Origin of the sequence: Bradyrhizobium genosp. P (genome assembly GCF_049949265.1) — a bacterium.
Classification (GTDB): Bacteria; Pseudomonadota; Alphaproteobacteria; order Rhizobiales; family Xanthobacteraceae; genus Bradyrhizobium.
Genome location: NZ_CP188195.1, coordinates 6,442,591 through 6,460,695 on the forward strand (window position 1 = coordinate 6,442,591; position 18,105 = coordinate 6,460,695).

Sequence of the window (18,105 nt, forward strand, 5' to 3'; positions counted from 1 at the left end):
TGTCAGGCATGAGTGAGGGCCGATCGACGATCTTCGTGACGGGCGGCGCGGGCTTCATCGGGTCCGCCGTCATCAGGCATTTGCACGAGACCGCTGACGTCTCGATCGTCAACATCGACAAGCTGACCTACGCGTCGAGCCTGGATTCGATTCCGCAGGCCGCGGCGCAATCCGCCCGCTATGCCCTCGCCAGAACCGATATCTGCGACGGCGAGGCCCTGCGCGAACTGTTCGCCAGATACCAGCCGCAAGGCGTGATTCATCTTGCGGCCGAGAGCCATGTCGACCGCTCGATCGACGGTCCGCAGGAGTTCATCAGGACCAACATCACCGGCACCTTCACGCTGCTGCAGGAAGCGCTCCGCCACTGGCGCGCACTGTCGCCGTCGGAGCGCGAGCCGTTCCGCCTGCTGCACGTCTCGACCGACGAGGTGTTCGGCTCGCTCGGCCCGGACGGCGCTTTCACCGAACAGAGCCCCTACGCGCCGAACTCGCCCTATTCCGCCAGCAAGGCCGCCTCCGATCATCTGGTGCGCGCCTGGTGCGAAACCTACGAATTACCTTGCCTGATCTCGAACTGCTCGAACAATTACGGGCCGTATCAGTTTCCGGAGAAACTGATCCCCCACATGATCATCAAGGCGCTCGCCGAGGAACCTCTTCCGGTCTATGGCGACGGGCGGCAGGTTCGCGACTGGCTCCATGTCGAGGATCACGCGCGCGCGCTGTGCACCATCCTCCGAGATGGGCGGATCGGCGAGACCTACAATGTCGGCGGCCGCAACGAGCGGACCAATCTTGCGGTCGTCGAGAATGTCTGCCGGCTGCTCGACCGGCTGCAACCGTCCGGTCATGGCGACCGCAGCCGGCTGATCTCGTTCGTGGCCGATCGTCCCGGCCATGATCGCCGCTACGCCATCGACGCCTCGAAACTGGAACGCGAACTGGGCTGGACCGCCCAGGAGAATTTCGACAGCGGGCTCGACAAGACTGTCCGCTGGTATCTCACAAACAAGCTGTGGTGGCAGTCCATCCTGACCTCCGGCTATGACGCCAAACGGCTCGGGCTTTCGGTTCCAGCCCCACCGCCCGGCCGTTCGACTAACTAGGTTCTGCGACACTTATCGCAGCCTTGGACGTCGCAGCCTTGGGCGTCGCAGCGATGGGCGCGGCCAGGATGAAGAACTCCCGCAACATCCTGTCCTGCCAGCGGCGGTTTATCGGCGAGCCTGTGATCAGGAGACTGAACCAGACCGATCCGAAGACGAAATCCAGAGCCGTCTCGACGTCGAGATCCTTCCGGATCTCGCCGGCATCGGCGGCGCGACGCAGCAGTTCGCGGCCCCTCGCGAGCCTCGGCTCCACGATCCTCACCATCAGCACCCGCCGGATTGCCGGATCGGCCTGCGCCTCCATCGCCAGCCCGCGCAGGATGGCGGCCCGTTTCGGATCGAAAAGGCGCCGAACGCTCCATTGGATGTAGTCGGTGAAAGCTGCCTTGAAGCCAAGGCCGTGCCATCCCTCCGGCTCCTCGGTCACCGAACCGAGGTAAAGATCAACCAGCAGGTCGCCGCGCGATGACCAGCGCCGGTAGACCGACTGCTTGGAAACGCCCGCTCTTGCCGCGACGCCCTCAATGGTGATTGCCGCGCATCCATTTTCTCCCACCAGCGCTTTGGCCGCTTCGAGAATCTGCCGCTGAACCGCCGGATTGCGAGGCCGGCCGGCACGGCTCGGCTGGGTCGCGGACACTCCGCGCCGAGCCGGTGAGGCAATTGACATACGCTACGCTCCGTATTTTAATCGTGCTGGAATATACCCCTTATAGCGGCTGGGCCGGAAGCTTGAAGCGTCAAATCGGCGAGGCCGGTCCATAGCCGACGATCTGAAGCAGGGGCGACGATGGATACGGCGGAAATCGGATTTCTGAGCGCGACCGAACTCAAGACGCTCTATGCGGGCGGGCAGCTGTCTCCTCATGAGGTCGCCAACGCCGTTCTTCGTCGCATCGAAGAGCTCGACCCGGCCCTCAACGCGATGACCATGCTGACGCCGGAACTGGCGTTGAAGGCGGCGCGGGAGGCCGAGGCGGCCTACTCCGGCAAGCGCGAGCCGCGCCTCCTCGAAGGCATCCCGGTGACATTGAAGGACATGCACCCGACCGCGGGGCTCACGACCACGCAGGGCTCCCACGCATCGGCCGACTGGGTCCCCGACCTTGATGCCCCCTGTATCACCCGTCTTCATGCCGCAGGCAGCATGACCGTGGGCAAGACCACGTTGCCCGAGTTCGGCTGGAAAGGCGTCAGCCAGAGCCCGCTGACCGGCATCACCCATAATCCGTGGAAGCGTGGCTACAACGCCGGAGCCTCCTCGGCGGGAGCGGCGGTAGCCGCCGCGGCCGGCTTCGGCCCCCTGCATCTCGGCTCCGATGGCGGCGGATCGGTGCGCATGCCGGCCCATTTTTCCGGCGTTTACGGCTTGAAGCCGACCCATGGCCGCATCCCCTATTGGCCGGTTCCCAACAACGACTACGCGACCCATATGGGCACGCTGACGCGCACGGTCGCCGACAGCGCGCTGATGCTGGAAGCGATGGCCGGTCCTCATCCGTGGGATCATACCTCCTGTGAGGCTCAGCCGCAGCCCTATTCCCGGCAACTCGGCGGCGACCTGAAAGGCAAGCGCATCGCGTTCAGTTCCGATCTCGGTCATGCCCGAGTCGATACTGACGTCGCCGTTCTGGTTGCCAAGGCCGTCGGCGCCTTCGCCGAGCTCGGCGCCACCGTCGAGTTGGTCACGCCGGAGTGGGGGCCTCTCGGACGCGATCTTGCACATTTCTTCTGGCCGATGGGCTATCTCGCCCGCGGCGCGACCTACCTTGCCGACTGGCATGACCGGATGGATCCTGGCTTGGTCGCGATGCTGCGCGAGGCCAGAAACGCCAGCGCCGAGCAGTATCACGTGATGCGGGCCCGCAAGCTGGCCTATTGCGAGGCGATCCATCGCTTCTTCGAGGACTGGGATCTGCTCCTGACGCCTGCGGTAAGCACTGCGGCATTCCCCGCCGATCTGCTGCAGCCGGCATCGTGGCCGCAACATCCCTGGGATTGGCTGATGTGGGCGCAGTTTTCCTATCCGTTCAATTTCTCCGGCAACCCGGCGGCGAGCGCGCCCTGCGGCTTCACCGACGAGGGGCTGCCGGTCGGCCTGCAGATCGTCGGTCGTCGCTTCGACGACCTCGGCGTCCTGCAGGCGTCGGCCGCCTTCGAGCAGGCCCGTCCCTGGCGGCATCACCGACCATCGCTGTCGACCGAAACCGAGAGAGGGGCAGCATGATCACACGTCGCAGGTTGATCTCATCCGCCGCCGGCCTGGCGACCGGTGCCATTGCCGCGCCGCGCCTTGCGGTGGCACAAGCAAGCCGCGTGCTGAAGTTCGTGCCGCAGGCCGATCTCGCGCTGCTCGATCCGATCCAGTCCACGGGCCTCGTGATCCGGCATCACGCCCTGCTCATTTTCGACACGCTCTACGGGGTCGACGAACAGCTGCGGTCTCATCCACAGATGGCCGAAGGGCATGTCGTTGAGAATGATGGCCTGCTGTGGCGGATCACGCTGCGCGACGGTCTGCAGTTTCATGACGGGCAGAAAGTCCTCGCTCGCGACGTCGTCGCCAGCATCAAGCGCTGGGGTGTGCGCGACCTCTATGGACAGTCGCTGATGGCTGCGGTGGACGAACTGACCGCACACTCCGACAGCGAACTGCACTTCCGGCTGAAGCGGCCGTTCCCGCTCTTGCCCGACGTGCTCGGAAAGCCCGGCACCAACGTCTGCGCCATCATGCCGGAGCGCTTGGCCCTGACCGATCCAATGCAGCGCATCACCGAAATGGTGGGCAGCGGGCCTTATCGCTACATCGCGGCCGACCGGGTGCCGGGGTCGCTGAACGCCTATGAGAAGTTCGCCGGCTACCGTCCGACGCCGAACGGCCAGACGAGCTTCATGTCCGGCCCCAAGGTCGCCTATTTTGACCGTGTCGAATGGCGGACGATTCCGGACGCCTCCACAGCCGCAGCGGCGCTCCAGACTGGCGAGGTCGACTGGTGGGAGCAGCCGATCCCGGATCTGCTGCCGGTCTTCGCCACCAACAAGGACCTCAAGGTCGAGGTGCTCGACCGCTTCGGCGCGATCGCGATGATCCGCTTCAACCATCTCCTGCCGCCCTTCGACAGGCCGGAGATGCGGCGCGCTTTGCTCGGCGCGCTCCGTCAGGACGAGTACATGGTAGCGGTCGCCGGAGAGGACCGGCGGTACTGGCGGGATGGCGTCGGCTTCTTCACGCCGGGCTCGCCGATGGCGAACGATGTCGGCATGGATGCCCTGCCCGCCGCCAAAGATTTCGACAAGGTGAAGGCTGCGCTGAAGGCGGCGGGATATGCCGGCGAGCGCATCGTCTTTCCGGTTCCGACGGACTTTCCCGCGCTCAACGCCATGAGCGAGATCGCCGGCGACATGCTCAGGCGAGCAGGCATCAATCTCGACTATCAGGCGCTCGACTGGGCCACGGTGCTTCAGCGCGTCGCCTCGCAGCAACCGATCGACAAGGGCGGCTGGAACATCTGGTGCAACTATTCGACCGGCGTCAGCGCCGTGAACCCGGCTGCTCACACCTATTTGCGGGGAACCGGCAGGACAGCGACGTTCGGCTGGCCATCGAGCCAGAGTCTCGAAGACTTGCGCAGCCAGTGGTTCAACGCACCGGACGAGAGCTCACGACAGGAAATCTGCCGGCAGATGCAGCGTCAGGCCTTCCAGGACCTGCCCTATCTGCCGCTCGGCGTATTCTACCAGCCCACGGCCTATCGGACCAATCTGACCGGGATGCTGAAGGGCTTCCCCCTGTTTTACAATGTCCGGCGCGCCTGAACCGCCTCAGTATCGCACGATCAGACTTCGGGCCTCGACGATGTGAGGCGCCGCACATCGACCCACACTTGCTAAACCCGGAAAAACGCGAACCACACGACGCCGAGGATCAGGACCGCGAGCCCCGTCGAAGCCGTGAGAAGTGCAAGGACCGAAGGGCCTGGCTCGGCCTGCCGCGCTTCGGTCGGGGTTTCGACGATCTGACCGTGTCGTTCTGTTGCCATCGCGACCTCTCTGCTTAAGTGCCTGTAATTTCCGGCAATTGCCGTCCCCTGCGAGAGGCCAACGCGTGATGCAGAACGATGTTCCGAACCCAGCGCCGCCTGAGGGCACGACCCCGGCCCCGCGTCAAACCGGCGCAGGCCGAAAGCACGGTTAACGGCGTTGCGAGATTCCGCGGGGCGCGATGTTTCAAACCGGGGTTCCCGGTGTTATCCTTGTTCGTTCCGTCGGTTGCGTAATCGGAGTTTCCCATGGCCCCCCGCGCCAACTGGAAAGGCTTTTTGCGCCTTTCGCTTGTGACCTGCCCGGTTGCCCTGTACCCGGCGACGTCGGATACCGAAAAGGTCTCCTTCAACCAGATCAACCGCAAGACCGGCCACCGGATCAAATACGCCAAGGTCGACGCGGAGACCGGCGAAGAGGTGTCCACCGAAGACATCATGAAGGGCTACAAGGTCGACACCGACACCTACATCGAGGTCACCAAGGACGAGCTCGACGACATCGCGCTCGACTCCACCCGCACGATCGAGATTGATGAATTCGTGCCGCGCTCCGACATCGACAGCCGCTATCTGATCCGTCCCTATTATCTCGTTCCCGACGGCAAGGTCGGCCACGACGCCTTCGCGGTGATCCGCGAAACCATCCGCAGCCTGGACAAGGTCGCGATCGGCCGCGTGGTGCTGACCAACCGCGAGCACATCATCGCGCTCGAGCCGCTCGACAACGGGCTGATGGGCACGCTGCTGCGCTACCCCTACGAGGTGCGCAGCGAGAAGGAATATTTCGACGACATCCAGGACGTGAAGATCACCAAGGACATGCTGGATCTCGCCAAGCACATCGTCGAGCAGAAATCCGCCGACTTCGATCCGGAGGAGTTCGAGGATCGCTACGAGCAGGCGCTGATCGACCTGATCAACCAGAAGCGCAACGGCATCAAGGTCGCCAAGCCGGCTGCGAAGTCGAGCGGCAACGTCATCAACCTGATGGACGCGCTGAAGAAGAGCCTCGCCAACGAGAAGCAGGCGGCGCCGGTCGCCAAAGCTGAGAGCAAGGCCGAGGGGAAGGCAAAGGGCAAGAAGCCGAAGAAGCGCATCGAGGGCCAGCGCGAGATGCTGCTGCCGATCTCGGGCAGCGGCAAGCGCGAGCCCAAGGAGGTCGCCAAGCCCGAGCCGAAAAAGGCGGAGAAGCCGGTGCGCGCGCAAAGCACCGCACGGTCGAAGAAGGCAGGCTGAGCGGGCCTGCGGCGGACACCGATGATCCCGATCTGCCGCGCCTGAGATGCCCTGGTCGACGCCCTTCGACGAGCCGATCGACCTCACCCGCGGCGGCAGGCTCGTGACGCTGCAGCAAGCCGCCGACTACATCATGAAAATGCCGGAACAGACCCAGCAGGAGCAACGCTGGCAGGTCGCGGTCGAGCACCTGATCAACGCGGCGGAAACCGGCGGCGGCTGGCTGATGTTTGCGCGCATCGCGATGCTGCGCGCACTGAACGGCGACGGCGGAGACAGCTAGAGGCGGCGCTATTTCAGCAAGGCGCCGAAACTACTTCAGCGAGGTGCTGATGGAGGCGAAGCGGCTGCTGAGATTGGTGCCGATACCGCCGACTGCGTAAACGATGACGATGCTGAGCCCGCCGCCGATGATGGCGTATTCGAGAGCGGTTGCCCCGGCTTCATCGCGAAAAAATCTTGCCAGCAACGAACGCATTGAAAGCTCCTGTCGACGCCTGCGCATATTCGCTCGCGGCGGAACAATACACTAGGCAAACTATGCCGCATTGGTTGACGCCGCATTGACGGACAGGATGAATGATCGCTTAAAGGTTGTATGGGATTCGCGGCCTATCCCGACCCGCGTCATGCCGCCCGCTCGGTGTCCGCCGGGCCTGTATCGCCCGTAAACGCATATCAGGACTACCCGATCCGGCCGCGGGCGCGCTTTACCACCCAGCCAAATCCTGTTCCTCTCCCTCACGGGACGACAACGAGGCCAGGAAAAACCGGCCGTGACCAGGGAGAGACCGTCATGAAACTCGGCGCCGCGATCGCGGAAATCATGAAGCGCGAGGGCATCGAGATCCTCTGCGGCTATCCGGTCAACCACCTGATCGAATATGCGGCCAATGCCGACATCCGCCCCGTGATGGTGCGCCAGGAGCGCATCGGCGTGCACATGGCGGACGCGATCTCCCGCGTCACCTCGGGCCAAACCATCGGCGCGTTCTGCATGCAGCACGGCCCCGGCGCCGAGAACGCCATGGGCGGCGTCGCGCAGTGCTACGGCGAGTCGGTGCCGGTTCTGGTGCTGCCGATGGGCTACGCACGGCGGCTTGCCAACATCGACCCGAACTTCAATTCCAGCCAGGCGATGAAGGCGTTCTCGAAGTCTTCCGAGCCGATCAATATCGCAGCCGAGGTCTGCAACATCTTTCGGCGGGCGTTTACAAAACTGAAGAACGGCCGCGGCGGGCCGGTGATCGTCGAAATCCCCGCCGACATGTGGAACGAGGAAGTCGCGGAGCCCCTGAACTACACGCCGGTGCTGCGCACCCGCTACGGCGCCGACCCGGTCCACGTGAAGGAGGCCGCCGCCCTGCTCGTGAATGCAAAACGGCCGGTGATCTATGCCGGCCAGGGCGTGCACTACGCCAAGGCCTGGCCGCAACTGAAGCGCCTCGCCGAGCGGCTCGCGATCCCTGTCACCACTAGCCTCGGCGGCAAGTCGTCATTCCCAGAGACGCATCCGCTGTCGCTCGGCTCCGGCGGGCTTGCCGTGCCGCGCGCGGTGCCGAAATTCCTGGGCGAAGCCGACGTGATCTTCGGCATTGGCTGCTCCTTCACCGAGACCTCGTTCGGCATCGCGATGCCGAAGGGCAAGACCATCATCCATTCGACGCTCGATCCGAACCACATCAACAAGGATGTCGAGGTCAGGATCGGCCTGGTCGGCGACGCCGCCCTGGTGCTCGACGCGCTGCTCGAGGAGATCGGCAAGACGGTGACGTCGGACCGCAACGCCAGCGCGGTCACGGAGGAGATCGCCGCCTCCCACAAGGAGTGGCTCGCCAAGTGGATGCCGAAGCTGACGCACAACGACGCGCCGCTCAATCCCTATCGCGTGCTGTGGGACCTGCAGCACACCGTCGACATCCACAACACCATCATCACCCACGACGCCGGCAGCCCGCGCGACCAGCTGTCGCCGTTCTGGAAATCGGTCGAGCCGTTGTCCTATATCGGCTGGGGCAAGACCACGCAGCTCGGCTATGGCCTTGGCCTTGCGATGGGCGCCAAGCTGGCAAAACCCGACAAGCTCTGCATCAACGTCTGGGGCGACGCCGCGATCGGCTTTACGGGGATGGATTTCGAGACCGCGGTGCGCGAGCGCATCCCGATCATGTCGATCCTGCTCAACAATTTCTCGATGGCGATCGAATTGAAGGTGATGCCGATCTCGACCGAGAAGTATCGCTCGACCGACATCTCCGGCGACTACGCCGCGATGGCCCGCGCCTTCGGCGGCTATGGCGAGCGGGTGACGAAGCCTGAAGACATCATCCCGGCGATCAAGCGCGGCATCCAGAAGACCAGGGAAGGCGTACCGGTGCTGCTGGAGTTCATCACCAGCAAGGAGACCGAGGTCTCGCGGCCAGGGACGTGAGCTTAGACTCCCTCGCCCCGCTCTTGCGGGGAGAGGGTTGGGGTGAGGGGCTGCCCCGCAAGCGGGGCAAGGTGAAGCGGAGCCCGCGGCTCGTTTCGCTTACTGCGAAACCTTCACAAACTCCGGGAACTTCAGCTTGCCTTCGGCGATCGCCTTCGGCCAGACCGTGATCTGCTTGCCGTTCTGCCACTGGAACACGAGGCCAGTGACGAAGCCGGGGCCGGACTTGATGCCGTGGGTGAACTCGTCGTTCTTGCCGTAGAACGCGATCTTGCCGATCGTGCCCACGTAGTCGGTCTTCTCGAGCTCGGCGACCATCTTGTCCGGATCGGTCGAGCCGGCGCGCTGGATCGCCTCCGCGATCATGTAGACCTCGTCATAGGCGGTGTAGCCGGTATAGGCCGGCGGCGTACCGTATTTCGCCTTGAAGGCCGCCGCGAACGGCTTGGTCTTCGGCGTCACCGCGACATCGGGCGTCGCCACCGCGAGCGAGGGCACGCCTTCGGCCGCCCCATTGGTATCGCCCCAGAACGACGGGCTCAGCGCCTGCGCGCTGATGCCGAACATCGGGATCGGTACCTGCTGGTTCTTCCACTGCACCGTCGGCTGCACGCCGACATGCGAGATGCCGGTGACGATCATGTCGGGCTTCTTGCACTCCATGTTGTTGAAGATCGGCGTGAAGTCGGTGGTGTCGGGCGAGAAGCGCACATGCTCCACCACCTTCAGGCCGGCCTTCGGCAGGCAGTCCTCGTAGCCGGCGTCGAGCGGCTTGGTCCAGGCCGCGTCCTCGCTCATGATCGCCGCGGTCTTGAACTTGAGCTGGTCGACCAGCAGCTCCTTGGCGGCGTCGCAGACGATCTGCGCCTGCGCGGCCGAGGTCAAATAGCCGTGGAAGGTGTACTTGTTCTTATCGTAGTCGTTATGGATGGCCTTGGTGATCTCGTTCGACGCCGCGCCGGGAGTGATCAGCGGCATCTTCAGCCGCGACGCCCATGGCTCCAGCGCCAGCACCACTTCGCTGATGTAGCTGGCGATCACGGCGGAAACCTTGTCCTCGCTGACCGCGCGCTGGAAGGCGCGCACCGAGTCTGCCGACGAGCTCTTGTTGTCGTAGCTGACGATCTCGATCTTGCGGCCGTCGATGCCGCCCTTGGCGTTGATCTCGTCGGCTGCGATCTGCGCGCCGCCCGGCGTCGCCGCACCGGCAATCGACTGCACCTCGGCGATCACGCCGATCTTGATCGGATCCTTGGACTGCGCGTAGGCCGGCGCCGCGAGGCAGAGCGCGAGCGCTGAAGCGAGCGGCAACAGGCTCGCGCGGGCAGCGAACGAATATCGTGACATGGTGTTCTCCCTTTCTTCGCTTTGTTATTGTCGATCTTCAAAACCTACAGGAAGTCGGCCCCGGCCTCCGCGGCGAACCGGCCGGGATCGCCCTCCCACACGATCCGCGCGTGCTCGAGCACATAGACGCGGTCGGCATGGGGTAGCGCAAAGGTCACGTTCTGCTCGCCGAGCAACACCGTGATCTTGGTGGTCTGGCGCAATCGCTCCAGCGCCTTCGACAGCAATTCGAGGATGACGGGCGCGAGGCCCAGCGTCGGCTCGTCCAGGATCAGGATTTGCGGCTGCATCATCAGCGCACGCCCGATCGCGAGCATCTGCTGCTCGCCGCCGGACAGCGTCTGCGCCATCTGGCCCTGGCGTTCCTTCAGGATCGGAAACAGCTCGAACAGCCAGGCGAGTTGCTTCGCCCTCGCCTCGTCGGTCAGATGCTGGCCGCCGAGATCGAGATTTTCGCGGACCGTCATCTCACCGAACAATTCGCGCGATTCCGGGCACTGCACCAGTCCAGAGCGCGCGATCTTCGCCGGCCCCATCCCACGCAGTTTCTCGCCACCGCGGATGATCTCGCCGGTATACGGCAGGAAGCCCGAGATGGTGTTGAACAGCGTGGTCTTGCCGGCGCCGTTGAGGCCAACGATGGAGACGAACTCGCCCTCATGGAGGTGGATCGAGACGTTCTCCAGTGCCTGCGCCTTGCCGTAATGCACGCTGACATTCTCGACCTGCAGCAGCGGCGTCTTATCCTTGAAGCTGGTTTCGGGACGCGCATGGGTCACGATCGCGCCGCCGAGATAGACCCGCCGCACGGTCTCGTTCTTCATCACGTCCTCGGGCCGCCCGGTCGTGATCTCCTCGCCGAGATACATCGCGAGCACCCGGTCGACCAGGGCTGCGACGCTTTTGACGTTGTGATCGACCAGCATCACCGCGCGTCCCTCGTCGCGGAAGCTGCGGATCAGCGCCGAGAAACCGACGACCTCGCCGCTGGTCAATCCGGCAAACGGCTCGTCGACCAGCACCACCTTCGGGTCGCGCGCGATCGCCTTGGCAAGCTCGAGCCGGCGCAGATCGGCGAATGGCAGCGTCGGCGGACGGCGGTCCATCACCGCGCCGAGGCCGACGCGATCGGCGATCCACTTGGCGCGTTCGGTCAACGCCTTGTCGGGAAACAGCATGAACAGGCTGTCAGGCAGCAGCGCGACCATGATGTTCTCAAGCACGGTCTGCCGGTTCAGCGGCCGCGAGTGCTGGAACACCATGCCAAAGCCCTTGCGCGCGATCTTGTGCGCAGGCAGGCCGGCGACATTCTCGCCCTCGAAGATCACCTCGCCAGAGGTCGGGCGCTCGATGCCCATCACGCTCTTCATCGCGGTCGACTTGCCCGAGCCGTTCGGCCCGATCAGGCCGAGGATCTCGCCGGGGCGCACCTCGAAACTGAGGTTCTTCACCGCCGTCAGGCCGCCGAACCGCTTGGTCAGGCCGCGAACCGAGAGAACGGGAGTGGTGGTGACAGTCTGATCCATCACGAGCGCGCCTCGCGTGACAGGGCCGCTCCGAGAAAACCGCCGGGGAAGAACAGCACGACGAGCAGCGCCACCGCCGAGACGATGAAGGTCGCGAGCTCACCGGTCGGGCGCAGGAATTCGCCTGCCACGATCAGGAAGATCGCGCCGAGCGCAGCCCCCAGCACGGTGCGCCGGCCGCCGAGCACGGCTGCGACGATGACGTTCACACCGACCGCGACGTCGACCACCGTGCCGACCGACGCGGTACCGAAGTAGAACACCAGCAGCGCGCCTGAGAGCCCGGAGAAGAACGCGCTGACGACGAAGGCGGCGAGCTTGTGCTTGACGATATTGAAGCCGAGCGCGCCGGCCTGCACCGGATCCTGCCCGCTCGCCTGCAGCACGAGGCCAACCGGCGATTGCGACAGGCCATACAAGATGGCCGCGCTTGTTGTCATGAAGCCGAGCGCGATCCAGTAATTCGCGCCGGCATTGATGGTGACGACATCAGGAATGGTCAGGCCGATCTCGCCGCCGGTGAGATCGGCGAACACCACGATGAAATTCTGCAGCATCAGCACCGCGACCAGCGTGGTCAGGCCGAAATACGGCCCCCTCACCCGCAGCGCCGGCAGCGCCAGCACGAAGCCCGCGACCACAGAGGCCAGCGCGCCGAGGACGATGCAGAGATAGACCGACCAGCCGAACTGGGCGTTGAGGATTCCGGCCGTATAGGCGCCGACACCGATCAGGAAGGTCGGCCCGAAATTGACCTCTCCGGCGAATCCGAACAGCAAGTCCCAGGCCATCGCGAACACGCCGAAATAGAACGCGACGGTCAGTAGCCCGAGGATGTAGCCCGAGACGTACATCGGCAGCGTGGCGGCGACCACCACGCAGGCCAGCGAGATGAAGAACAGCCGCGACCTGAAGAATCCGGCCATCTCAGCGCCTCCCCAACAGGCCTTGAGGCCGGATATACATCACGATGACCAGCAGCAGCAGCGCCGGAATGGTACGGTAGGCCGGCGACACCAGGTACGCGGTCAGGGTCTCGAGGTAGCCGACGACGAAGGCCGCGATCAGCGAGCCGGAGACGCTGCCGAGGCCGCCGAGCACCACGATCGAGAACGCGCTCGCGGTGAGCGGCCCGACGCTGTAGGAGCTGACGCCCAGGAACATGCCGAGCAGCACGCCGGCGATGCCGGCCAGGACGCCGTAGATCCCCCACACCACAATGTAGATGCGGGTGAGTTCGAGGCCGAGCAGCGTGACGCCGCGCGGGTTCATCGAGGCCGCCAGCACCGCCTTGCCGGTCCTTGTTCGGTTCACCAGGAGCCACAGCAGGCCGATGACGAGGCAGCAGACGATCGCGGTGAAGATCTCGTTCCGCGGCGTGCGGACGCCAAGGACATCGACCACGCCCTCGACGATCGGCAGCACCGTCTTGGCGTTGTTGGTGAAGAAATAGGCGATCAGCTCCTGGATCATGATCCCCCACAGCAAGGTGCCGGTGAGGACGAAGATTTCCTTCTCCTCGTTGGGGATCCGCCGGGAATTCTGGATCGGCTTCACCACCGCGAAATAGGTCGCGAATGCCATGATGAGCGCGACCGCGACGCCGAGCAGCGCGCCGGAATAGGTGTCGAGGTGCAGCACGCTCGCCGCGGCCCAGGCCGCGACCGCTGCGGCCACCATGATGGCACCATGAGAGAGATTGAGGACGCCCGAGACACCGAAGATCAGGGTGAAGCCGGTGGCGCCGAGTGCGTAGAGGGCACTGATGGCAAAGCCATCGATCAGGATTTGTAACGCAAGCATTTATGACTGGCCGCGGCAGCAGGGCTGCCCTGTTGTGGAGGAATTCGCAGTGCAAGAAAAATGCTCCCGGGAGAGATCCGGGAGCATTTTCTTGTCAGCTAGTTCGAGGTCACCTTGACGAAGGCGGGGAACTTGAGATCGCTCTTGGCGACCTCCTTGGGCCAGACCGCGACCTGCTTGCCGCCCTGCCACTGCAGCATCAGTCCGGTGATCAGGCCCTTGCCGTACTTGATCGAATGGGTGAACGGATCGTCCTTGCCGTAGAACTGGACGCGGCCGATGGTGCCTTCCCAATCGGTCTTCTCCAGCGCGTCGACCATCTTGTCGGCATCGGTCGAACCAGCCCGCTTCACTGCATCCGCAATGTAATAGACCTCGTCATAGGAGGTGTAGCCGGCGTAAGACGGATAGTTGCCGTAGCGTTTCTTGAAGTCTTCGGCGAACGGCACCGACTTCGGCGTCACCGCGACGTTCGGGCCCGACACGCCCTGATAGAGCACGCCTTCCGCAGCGTCGTTGGTGTCCTTGCCGAAGGTCTCGTTGGTCGCCTGCGAGGAGATCCCGAACATCGGGATCGGCACCTGCTGGTTCTTCCACTGCACCGTCGGCTGCACGCCGACATGCGAAATGCCGGTGATGATCACGTCGGGCTTGCTGCCCTCGATCTTGTTGAAGATCGGCGTGAAGTCGGTGGTATCGGGCGAGAAGCGGATGTGATCGAGCATCTTGAGGCCGATCTTCGGCAGGCACTCCTCGTAGCCGACGTCCAGCGGCTTGGTCCAGGCGGCGTCCTCGCTCATGACAACCGCGGTCTTCATGTGCTTCTGATCGACCAGCAGATCCTTGGCGGCGTCGCAGACCGACATCGCCAGCGCCGCCGAGGTCAGATAGCCGTGGAAGGTGTATTTGTTCTTGTCGTAGTCGGCGTGGACGCTCTTGCTGATCTCGTTGGAGGCAGCACCCGGCGTGACGAATGGCGTCTTCAGGCGCGAGGCCCAGGGCTCAAGCGCCAGCACCACTTCGCTGATATAGCTTGCGATGACGATGTTGACCTTGTCCTCGTTCACCGCGCGCTGGAACGCGCGCACCGAATCGGCCGAGGACGAGTGATTGTCGTAGCTGACGATCTCGATCTTGCGGCCGTCGATGCCGCCCTTGGCGTTGATCTCGTCGGCGGCCATCTGGGCCGCCTGCGGAATCGACGCGCCGGCAATCGCCTGCGCCTCGGCGATCACGCCGATCTTGAGGGTATCAGCAGCCAGCGCCTGATGCGGAGCCAGCGCCACTACGCCCAAAGGGAGGGCCAAGGCAGCCGCCCCCGCAAGTTGCTGCATTGCATGAAAAGGCAATCGCGACGATCGTTTCACCCGGTTTCACTCCTCTTTGTCGGCTGCTTTGAGCTCTTCGGGCGCGACTATAGCCGCGACAAAACGCGCAGCAAGTGAAACCGCGTTCAGATCGCCGTGTGGCGACGGCGACTAAAGTAGTGGGTCGGCATTCACCGCATTAGCGATTGCACCCGTTATAGGCAGATGGGCGCCGCCGGAGGTAACTCAATTCCGTTTCACGTGCCCTTGCCGAAACTCCCAATCACTGATTTGCCCGACGGCGCAAGCCCTCGCGTCAAAAATATTTCGTTTTATCAGAAGTGCAACTCAGTGTATAGATTTGCCCGTCTCACCCGATTGAGGGGCGCTTCGCGGTCGTCACGAGTGTTGCGGTGGGATGCGGTGGACGCTGATGTCGCGATTGACGATCGTGGCAGATAGCGGACGGCGAAGTCGTGCAGGCCTGACGCCCTAGTGGCAGGTGTCCTGTCAGCGAGGGACTAACATCCCTGCTGATGGCGGTGACAAGCAAGCCCAGTCTCACCGGGGAGAGCACGTATAAGCCGTAACCCATCGCGCAGGGAAAGCCGGGTTGTTTCCGGTTACACCTGTGGTCCTACCCCGGTGCTTTTTGTTGCACCGGGCCCATGGGTGCGATCGGCACCCGGCTTTCCCTGCGCCCTCTGCAAGATGAGAGGGCGGAACGAAATGCAAGACTCGGACAAATCATGTCGCGAGAACGCGAAGCTGCGTCCCCATACACAGGCGTCATCGCCCGGCTCGACCGGGCGATCCAGTATTCCAGAGAAAGTTGTTATGGTGGCGGCTTGAGAATGCGGCCGACCGCCCTACTCCGCCATCTCGACCGGCGGCCTGCCAGGGCCGGCGAGCGGGCGCTCTTCCATCGTGATCATGCAGATCGAGGCGGTCGTCAGCAGCACGGCGGCGGCGGCGAACACGTAGCGGAAGGCGGTGATCATGTCGGGGATCGGAATCGAGCTCACCACGCCGGCGCCCGCAGCATGATGCTCACCGACGAGCGAGATGTCGCTCCCCAACGTCATCAAAAGGATCGCGGCGAAGGCCGCGACCGTGAAGGAGGCCATCAGCGCGCGGAAGAAATTCATCGCGCCGGTCACGGTACCGACCTGGGCGCGCGACACCGAATTCTGCAGCGACACAACGCTCACCGGGAACGTGGTGCCGAGGCCGAGCGCGAACACGCTCATCAGCAGCAGCAATCCCCACAGCGGCAGCGTCGTCACGGTCATCCCGACGGCGCAGATCGCGGCGATCGAGGTGCCGACGATGGCGACACGCTTGTAGTGCTTGGCCTTCGCCATGGTCCGTCCGGCGATCGCGGCACCGAAGGTCGAAATCGCGGCGAGCGGGATCAGCGCGAGTCCGGCCTCGCTGGCGGTGAGGTGATAGACCACCTCGTAATACAGCGGCAGATGCACGGTCAGGCCGACCATGGCGCCGAGCGCACAGCCGCCCGCGCCCATCGCAAAGGGCACCACCGAGCCGCCGAGCAGCGACAGCGGCAGGAACGGCTCGTCGGCGCGGCGTGCGTGCCAGACGAAGGCGCCGGCGAGCGCGATCGAGGCCCCGAGCATTGCCGTAATGACAGGCGACAGCCAGGAGAAGCGGGTGCCGCCCCAGGTCAGCACCAGCATCAACGCGACGGCCGAGGCCATCAGCAGGATGCCGCCGAGCCAGTCGACCTTGCGCTTGCGGTGGAACATCGGGATCTTGCTCATCTTCGGCAACAGCAGCGCGAGCGCCGCGAGAGCCAGCGGCAGATTGATCCAAAAGATCATCGACCAGTGCAGATGCTCGGCGAACACGCCGCCGACCACGGGACCGAGAATGCCGCCGGCCATCCAGACGCTGGAGAAATAGGCCTGATAACGGCCGCGCTCGCGCGGGCTGACCACGTCGGAGATCACGGTCTGGACGACGGGCATGATGCCGCCGCCGCCAAGCCCCTGCAGGCCGCGGGCTAGGATCAGCATGGTCATGCTCGGCGCGATCGCGCACAACACGGAGCCGACCACGAACAGGCTGAGCGAGGTGATGATCATGGCACGGCGGCCGTAGATGTCGCTCAGCGTGCCGAACACCGGCGCCACGGCGGTGGATGCCAGGAGATAGGCCGTGATCACCCAGGAGAGATTGGTGACGTCGTGGAACTGGCGCCCGATGGTCGGCAGCGCAGTCGCCACGATGGTCTGGTCGAGCGCCGCCAGGAACATCGTCAGCATCAGGCTGATCACGATGGTGCGGACTTCGTCGTGACCAAGTGCTACGGGCGGCGCGATCGGCGGTGCGTCGCTGAGTTTGATCACCTCGCTCGGCAGTCGGTTCAGCTCGTCGGCAATGTCGTCAGGCAATGTCGGTTGGTCGGCAGGAAAACGGCTCTGCCGTTCATACTTGTTCATTTGAGATGTAATGCTGCTGCGCGGGCTGATCCCGCGATGGAATCATTCTCCGTTTTGCAATTTACGCAGCAAAGCGCTACTGAGGCAGGCCCCTCGGCGCATGGGTGCATCCCATCGGGAGATTCTCGCGATCACGTGATCGGTGGTGGCGCGACGTCACGCCCTTCGACGTCACGACTTCGTCACCTTGGGACGTTTCTTCAACCGTGCCTGCTTCGGGAGCAAGGCAGGCCAGCGCACGATGTGATCCTCGAGATCGTCATCATTGACGTCGAGTTCGGTACCCTGCACCCGGCCACGCACCGAGACGCCTGCTTCATGAACGGTGTTGGGGTCCCCGGAGATCAGGGGGTGCCACCAATAGAGGTCCCGCCCCTCGGCCACGAGGCGGTAGCCGCAGCTCGGCGGCAGCCAGTTCAGGGTGCGGACATTCTCCGGCGTCAGCCGGACGCAATCCGGAACCTTGTCGGACCGGTTCGGATAGTCCTTGCAGGCGCACAGGCCGGAATCGAGCAGCTTGCAGGAGATATGGGTGAAATAGATCTTGCCGGTGTCCTCGTCCTCGAGCTTCTCCAGGCAGCACCGCGCACAGCCGTCACACAGGCTCTCCCATTCGGCGCTGGACATCTCTTCCAACGTCTTGGTTTTCCAGAAGAATCCCTGCTGGTCCGAGGGGCGCTTGGGCGGTACGGTCATGATTCCCTTAGGTCACCGATATGGCTCTTCTTGGGATGCCGCCCGAAGCGGCGCAAGGGGGTGGTTTTGCGGGGACAAAAAAGCCCGTGGGCAGCGTTAGCCCTCTCATTAAATCACAAGCGGCGCCATTGGTTTATGGCTG

Annotated in this window: 16 protein-coding genes; 6 read left to right on the forward strand and 10 right to left on the reverse strand. The window is 64.0% G+C overall.

Annotated elements, in window-relative coordinates:
• The first annotated feature begins 8 nt into the window (after window positions 1-8).
• Entirely contained in the window at window positions 9-1,109 is a 1,101-nt protein-coding gene (gene rfbB / locus ACP2YO_RS31055) for a dTDP-glucose 4,6-dehydratase (RefSeq protein WP_426434950.1), read from the forward strand.
• On the opposite strand, the gene ACP2YO_RS31060 is transcribed toward rfbB, so the two are convergent.
• Window positions 1,102-1,782, reverse strand: a complete 681-nt coding sequence (locus tag ACP2YO_RS31060; RefSeq protein ID WP_426434951.1) for a TetR/AcrR family transcriptional regulator — start codon at window positions 1,780-1,782, stop codon at window positions 1,102-1,104. The two genes, rfbB and ACP2YO_RS31060, sit on opposite strands and share 8 nt — an antisense overlap.
• Before the next feature lie 120 nt (window positions 1,783-1,902).
• Between ACP2YO_RS31060 and ACP2YO_RS31065 the strand changes: the two genes are divergently transcribed.
• Both ACP2YO_RS31065 and ACP2YO_RS31070 read left to right on the forward strand, forming a co-directional pair.
• The gene (locus tag ACP2YO_RS31065; protein ID WP_426434952.1) at window positions 1,903-3,339 is read left to right on the forward strand and encodes an amidase; all 1,437 of its coding nucleotides are present in this window, start codon (window positions 1,903-1,905) and stop codon (window positions 3,337-3,339) included.
• Window positions 3,336-4,928, forward strand: a complete 1,593-nt coding sequence (locus ACP2YO_RS31070; RefSeq protein ID WP_426434953.1) for an ABC transporter substrate-binding protein — start codon at window positions 3,336-3,338, stop codon at window positions 4,926-4,928. Before ACP2YO_RS31065 ends, ACP2YO_RS31070 begins: the two co-directional genes overlap by 4 nt.
• Before the next feature lie 71 nt (window positions 4,929-4,999).
• Here the strand turns inward: ACP2YO_RS31070 and ACP2YO_RS31075 are convergent, their stop codons facing one another.
• Complete coding sequence (locus tag ACP2YO_RS31075) at window positions 5,000-5,152, reverse strand: hypothetical protein (protein ID WP_426434954.1); 153 nt, start codon at window positions 5,150-5,152, stop codon at window positions 5,000-5,002.
• Between the two features lie 249 nt (window positions 5,153-5,401).
• On the opposite strand from ACP2YO_RS31075, the gene ACP2YO_RS31080 reads away from it, so the two are divergent.
• Together ACP2YO_RS31080 and ACP2YO_RS31085 are read left to right on the forward strand one after the other, a co-directional pair.
• Window positions 5,402-6,391, forward strand: coding sequence for a Ku protein (locus ACP2YO_RS31080; protein WP_426434955.1), 990 nt, complete (start codon window positions 5,402-5,404; stop codon window positions 6,389-6,391).
• Window positions 6,392-6,437: 46 nt separating this feature from the next.
• Entirely contained in the window at window positions 6,438-6,674 is a 237-nt protein-coding gene (locus tag ACP2YO_RS31085; RefSeq protein WP_426434956.1) for a hypothetical protein, read from the forward strand.
• A 30-nt stretch (window positions 6,675-6,704) separates the two neighbouring features.
• Here ACP2YO_RS31085 and ACP2YO_RS31090 read toward each other — a convergent pair whose 3' ends face one another.
• A complete protein-coding gene (locus ACP2YO_RS31090) occupies window positions 6,705-6,869 on the reverse strand; it encodes a Flp family type IVb pilin (RefSeq protein ID WP_426434957.1) in 165 nt (54 codons plus the stop codon).
• 318 nt (window positions 6,870-7,187) lie between these two features.
• On the opposite strand from ACP2YO_RS31090, the gene ACP2YO_RS31095 reads away from it, so the two are divergent.
• Entirely contained in the window at window positions 7,188-8,822 is a 1,635-nt protein-coding gene (locus ACP2YO_RS31095) for a thiamine pyrophosphate-requiring protein (protein ID WP_426434958.1), read from the forward strand.
• A 99-nt stretch (window positions 8,823-8,921) separates the two neighbouring features.
• On the opposite strand, the gene ACP2YO_RS31100 is transcribed toward ACP2YO_RS31095, so the two are convergent.
• From ACP2YO_RS31100 to ACP2YO_RS31130, 7 genes are all read right to left on the reverse strand, one after another.
• Window positions 8,922-10,169: an ABC transporter substrate-binding protein gene (locus ACP2YO_RS31100; protein ID WP_426434959.1), complete on the reverse strand. Its 1,248-nt coding sequence runs from the start codon at window positions 10,167-10,169 to the stop codon at window positions 8,922-8,924.
• A gap of 44 nt (window positions 10,170-10,213) precedes the next feature.
• Entirely contained in the window at window positions 10,214-11,695 is a 1,482-nt protein-coding gene (locus ACP2YO_RS31105) for an ATP-binding cassette domain-containing protein (RefSeq protein WP_426434960.1), read from the reverse strand.
• Window positions 11,695-12,621: a branched-chain amino acid ABC transporter permease gene (locus ACP2YO_RS31110; protein ID WP_426434961.1), complete on the reverse strand. Its 927-nt coding sequence runs from the start codon at window positions 12,619-12,621 to the stop codon at window positions 11,695-11,697. The genes ACP2YO_RS31105 and ACP2YO_RS31110 overlap by 1 nt, the downstream gene beginning before the upstream one ends.
• Window position 12,622: 1 nt before the next feature.
• A complete protein-coding gene (locus ACP2YO_RS31115) occupies window positions 12,623-13,498 on the reverse strand; it encodes a branched-chain amino acid ABC transporter permease (RefSeq protein WP_426434962.1) in 876 nt (291 codons plus the stop codon).
• 98 nt (window positions 13,499-13,596) lie between these two features.
• Window positions 13,597-14,832 (reverse strand): ABC transporter substrate-binding protein, encoded by a 1,236-nt coding sequence (locus ACP2YO_RS31120; RefSeq protein ID WP_426443356.1) that lies wholly within the window; start codon window positions 14,830-14,832, stop codon window positions 13,597-13,599.
• Between the two features lie 842 nt (window positions 14,833-15,674).
• On the reverse strand, window positions 15,675-17,267 hold the full coding sequence (locus ACP2YO_RS31125; protein ID WP_426434963.1) for an MDR family MFS transporter: 1,593 nt from the start codon (window positions 17,265-17,267) through the stop codon (window positions 15,675-15,677).
• Between the two features lie 171 nt (window positions 17,268-17,438).
• Window positions 17,439-17,963, reverse strand: coding sequence for a YcgN family cysteine cluster protein (locus tag ACP2YO_RS31130; protein WP_426434964.1), 525 nt, complete (start codon window positions 17,961-17,963; stop codon window positions 17,439-17,441).
• Window positions 17,964-18,105 lie beyond the last annotated feature (142 nt).

Coding starts and splice junctions, on each gene's coding strand:
- ACP2YO_RS31075 (WP_426434954.1), bottom strand. CDS start 5,152: ATGGCAACAGAACGACACGGTCAGATCGTCGAAACCCCGACCGAAGCG.
- ACP2YO_RS31095 (WP_426434958.1), top strand. CDS start 7,188: ATGAAACTCGGCGCCGCGATCGCGGAAATCATGAAGCGCGAGGGCATC.
- ACP2YO_RS31120 (WP_426443356.1), bottom strand. CDS start 14,832: ATGCAGCAACTTGCGGGGGCGGCTGCCTTGGCCCTCCCTTTGGGCGTA.
- ACP2YO_RS31130 (WP_426434964.1), bottom strand. CDS start 17,963: ATGACCGTACCGCCCAAGCGCCCCTCGGACCAGCAGGGATTCTTCTGG.
- ACP2YO_RS31070 (WP_426434953.1), top strand. CDS start 3,336: ATGATCACACGTCGCAGGTTGATCTCATCCGCCGCCGGCCTGGCGACC.
- ACP2YO_RS31115 (WP_426434962.1), bottom strand. CDS start 13,498: ATGCTTGCGTTACAAATCCTGATCGATGGCTTTGCCATCAGTGCCCTC.
- ACP2YO_RS31125 (WP_426434963.1), bottom strand. CDS start 17,267: ATGAACAAGTATGAACGGCAGAGCCGTTTTCCTGCCGACCAACCGACA.
- ACP2YO_RS31080 (WP_426434955.1), top strand. CDS start 5,402: ATGGCCCCCCGCGCCAACTGGAAAGGCTTTTTGCGCCTTTCGCTTGTG.
- ACP2YO_RS31105 (WP_426434960.1), bottom strand. CDS start 11,695: ATGGATCAGACTGTCACCACCACTCCCGTTCTCTCGGTTCGCGGCCTG.
- ACP2YO_RS31090 (WP_426434957.1), bottom strand. CDS start 6,869: ATGCGTTCGTTGCTGGCAAGATTTTTTCGCGATGAAGCCGGGGCAACC.
- ACP2YO_RS31065 (WP_426434952.1), top strand. CDS start 1,903: ATGGATACGGCGGAAATCGGATTTCTGAGCGCGACCGAACTCAAGACG.
- ACP2YO_RS31085 (WP_426434956.1), top strand. CDS start 6,438: ATGCCCTGGTCGACGCCCTTCGACGAGCCGATCGACCTCACCCGCGGC.
- ACP2YO_RS31100 (WP_426434959.1), bottom strand. CDS start 10,169: ATGTCACGATATTCGTTCGCTGCCCGCGCGAGCCTGTTGCCGCTCGCT.
- ACP2YO_RS31060 (WP_426434951.1), bottom strand. CDS start 1,782: ATGTCAATTGCCTCACCGGCTCGGCGCGGAGTGTCCGCGACCCAGCCG.
- rfbB (WP_426434950.1), top strand. CDS start 9: ATGAGTGAGGGCCGATCGACGATCTTCGTGACGGGCGGCGCGGGCTTC.
- ACP2YO_RS31110 (WP_426434961.1), bottom strand. CDS start 12,621: ATGGCCGGATTCTTCAGGTCGCGGCTGTTCTTCATCTCGCTGGCCTGC.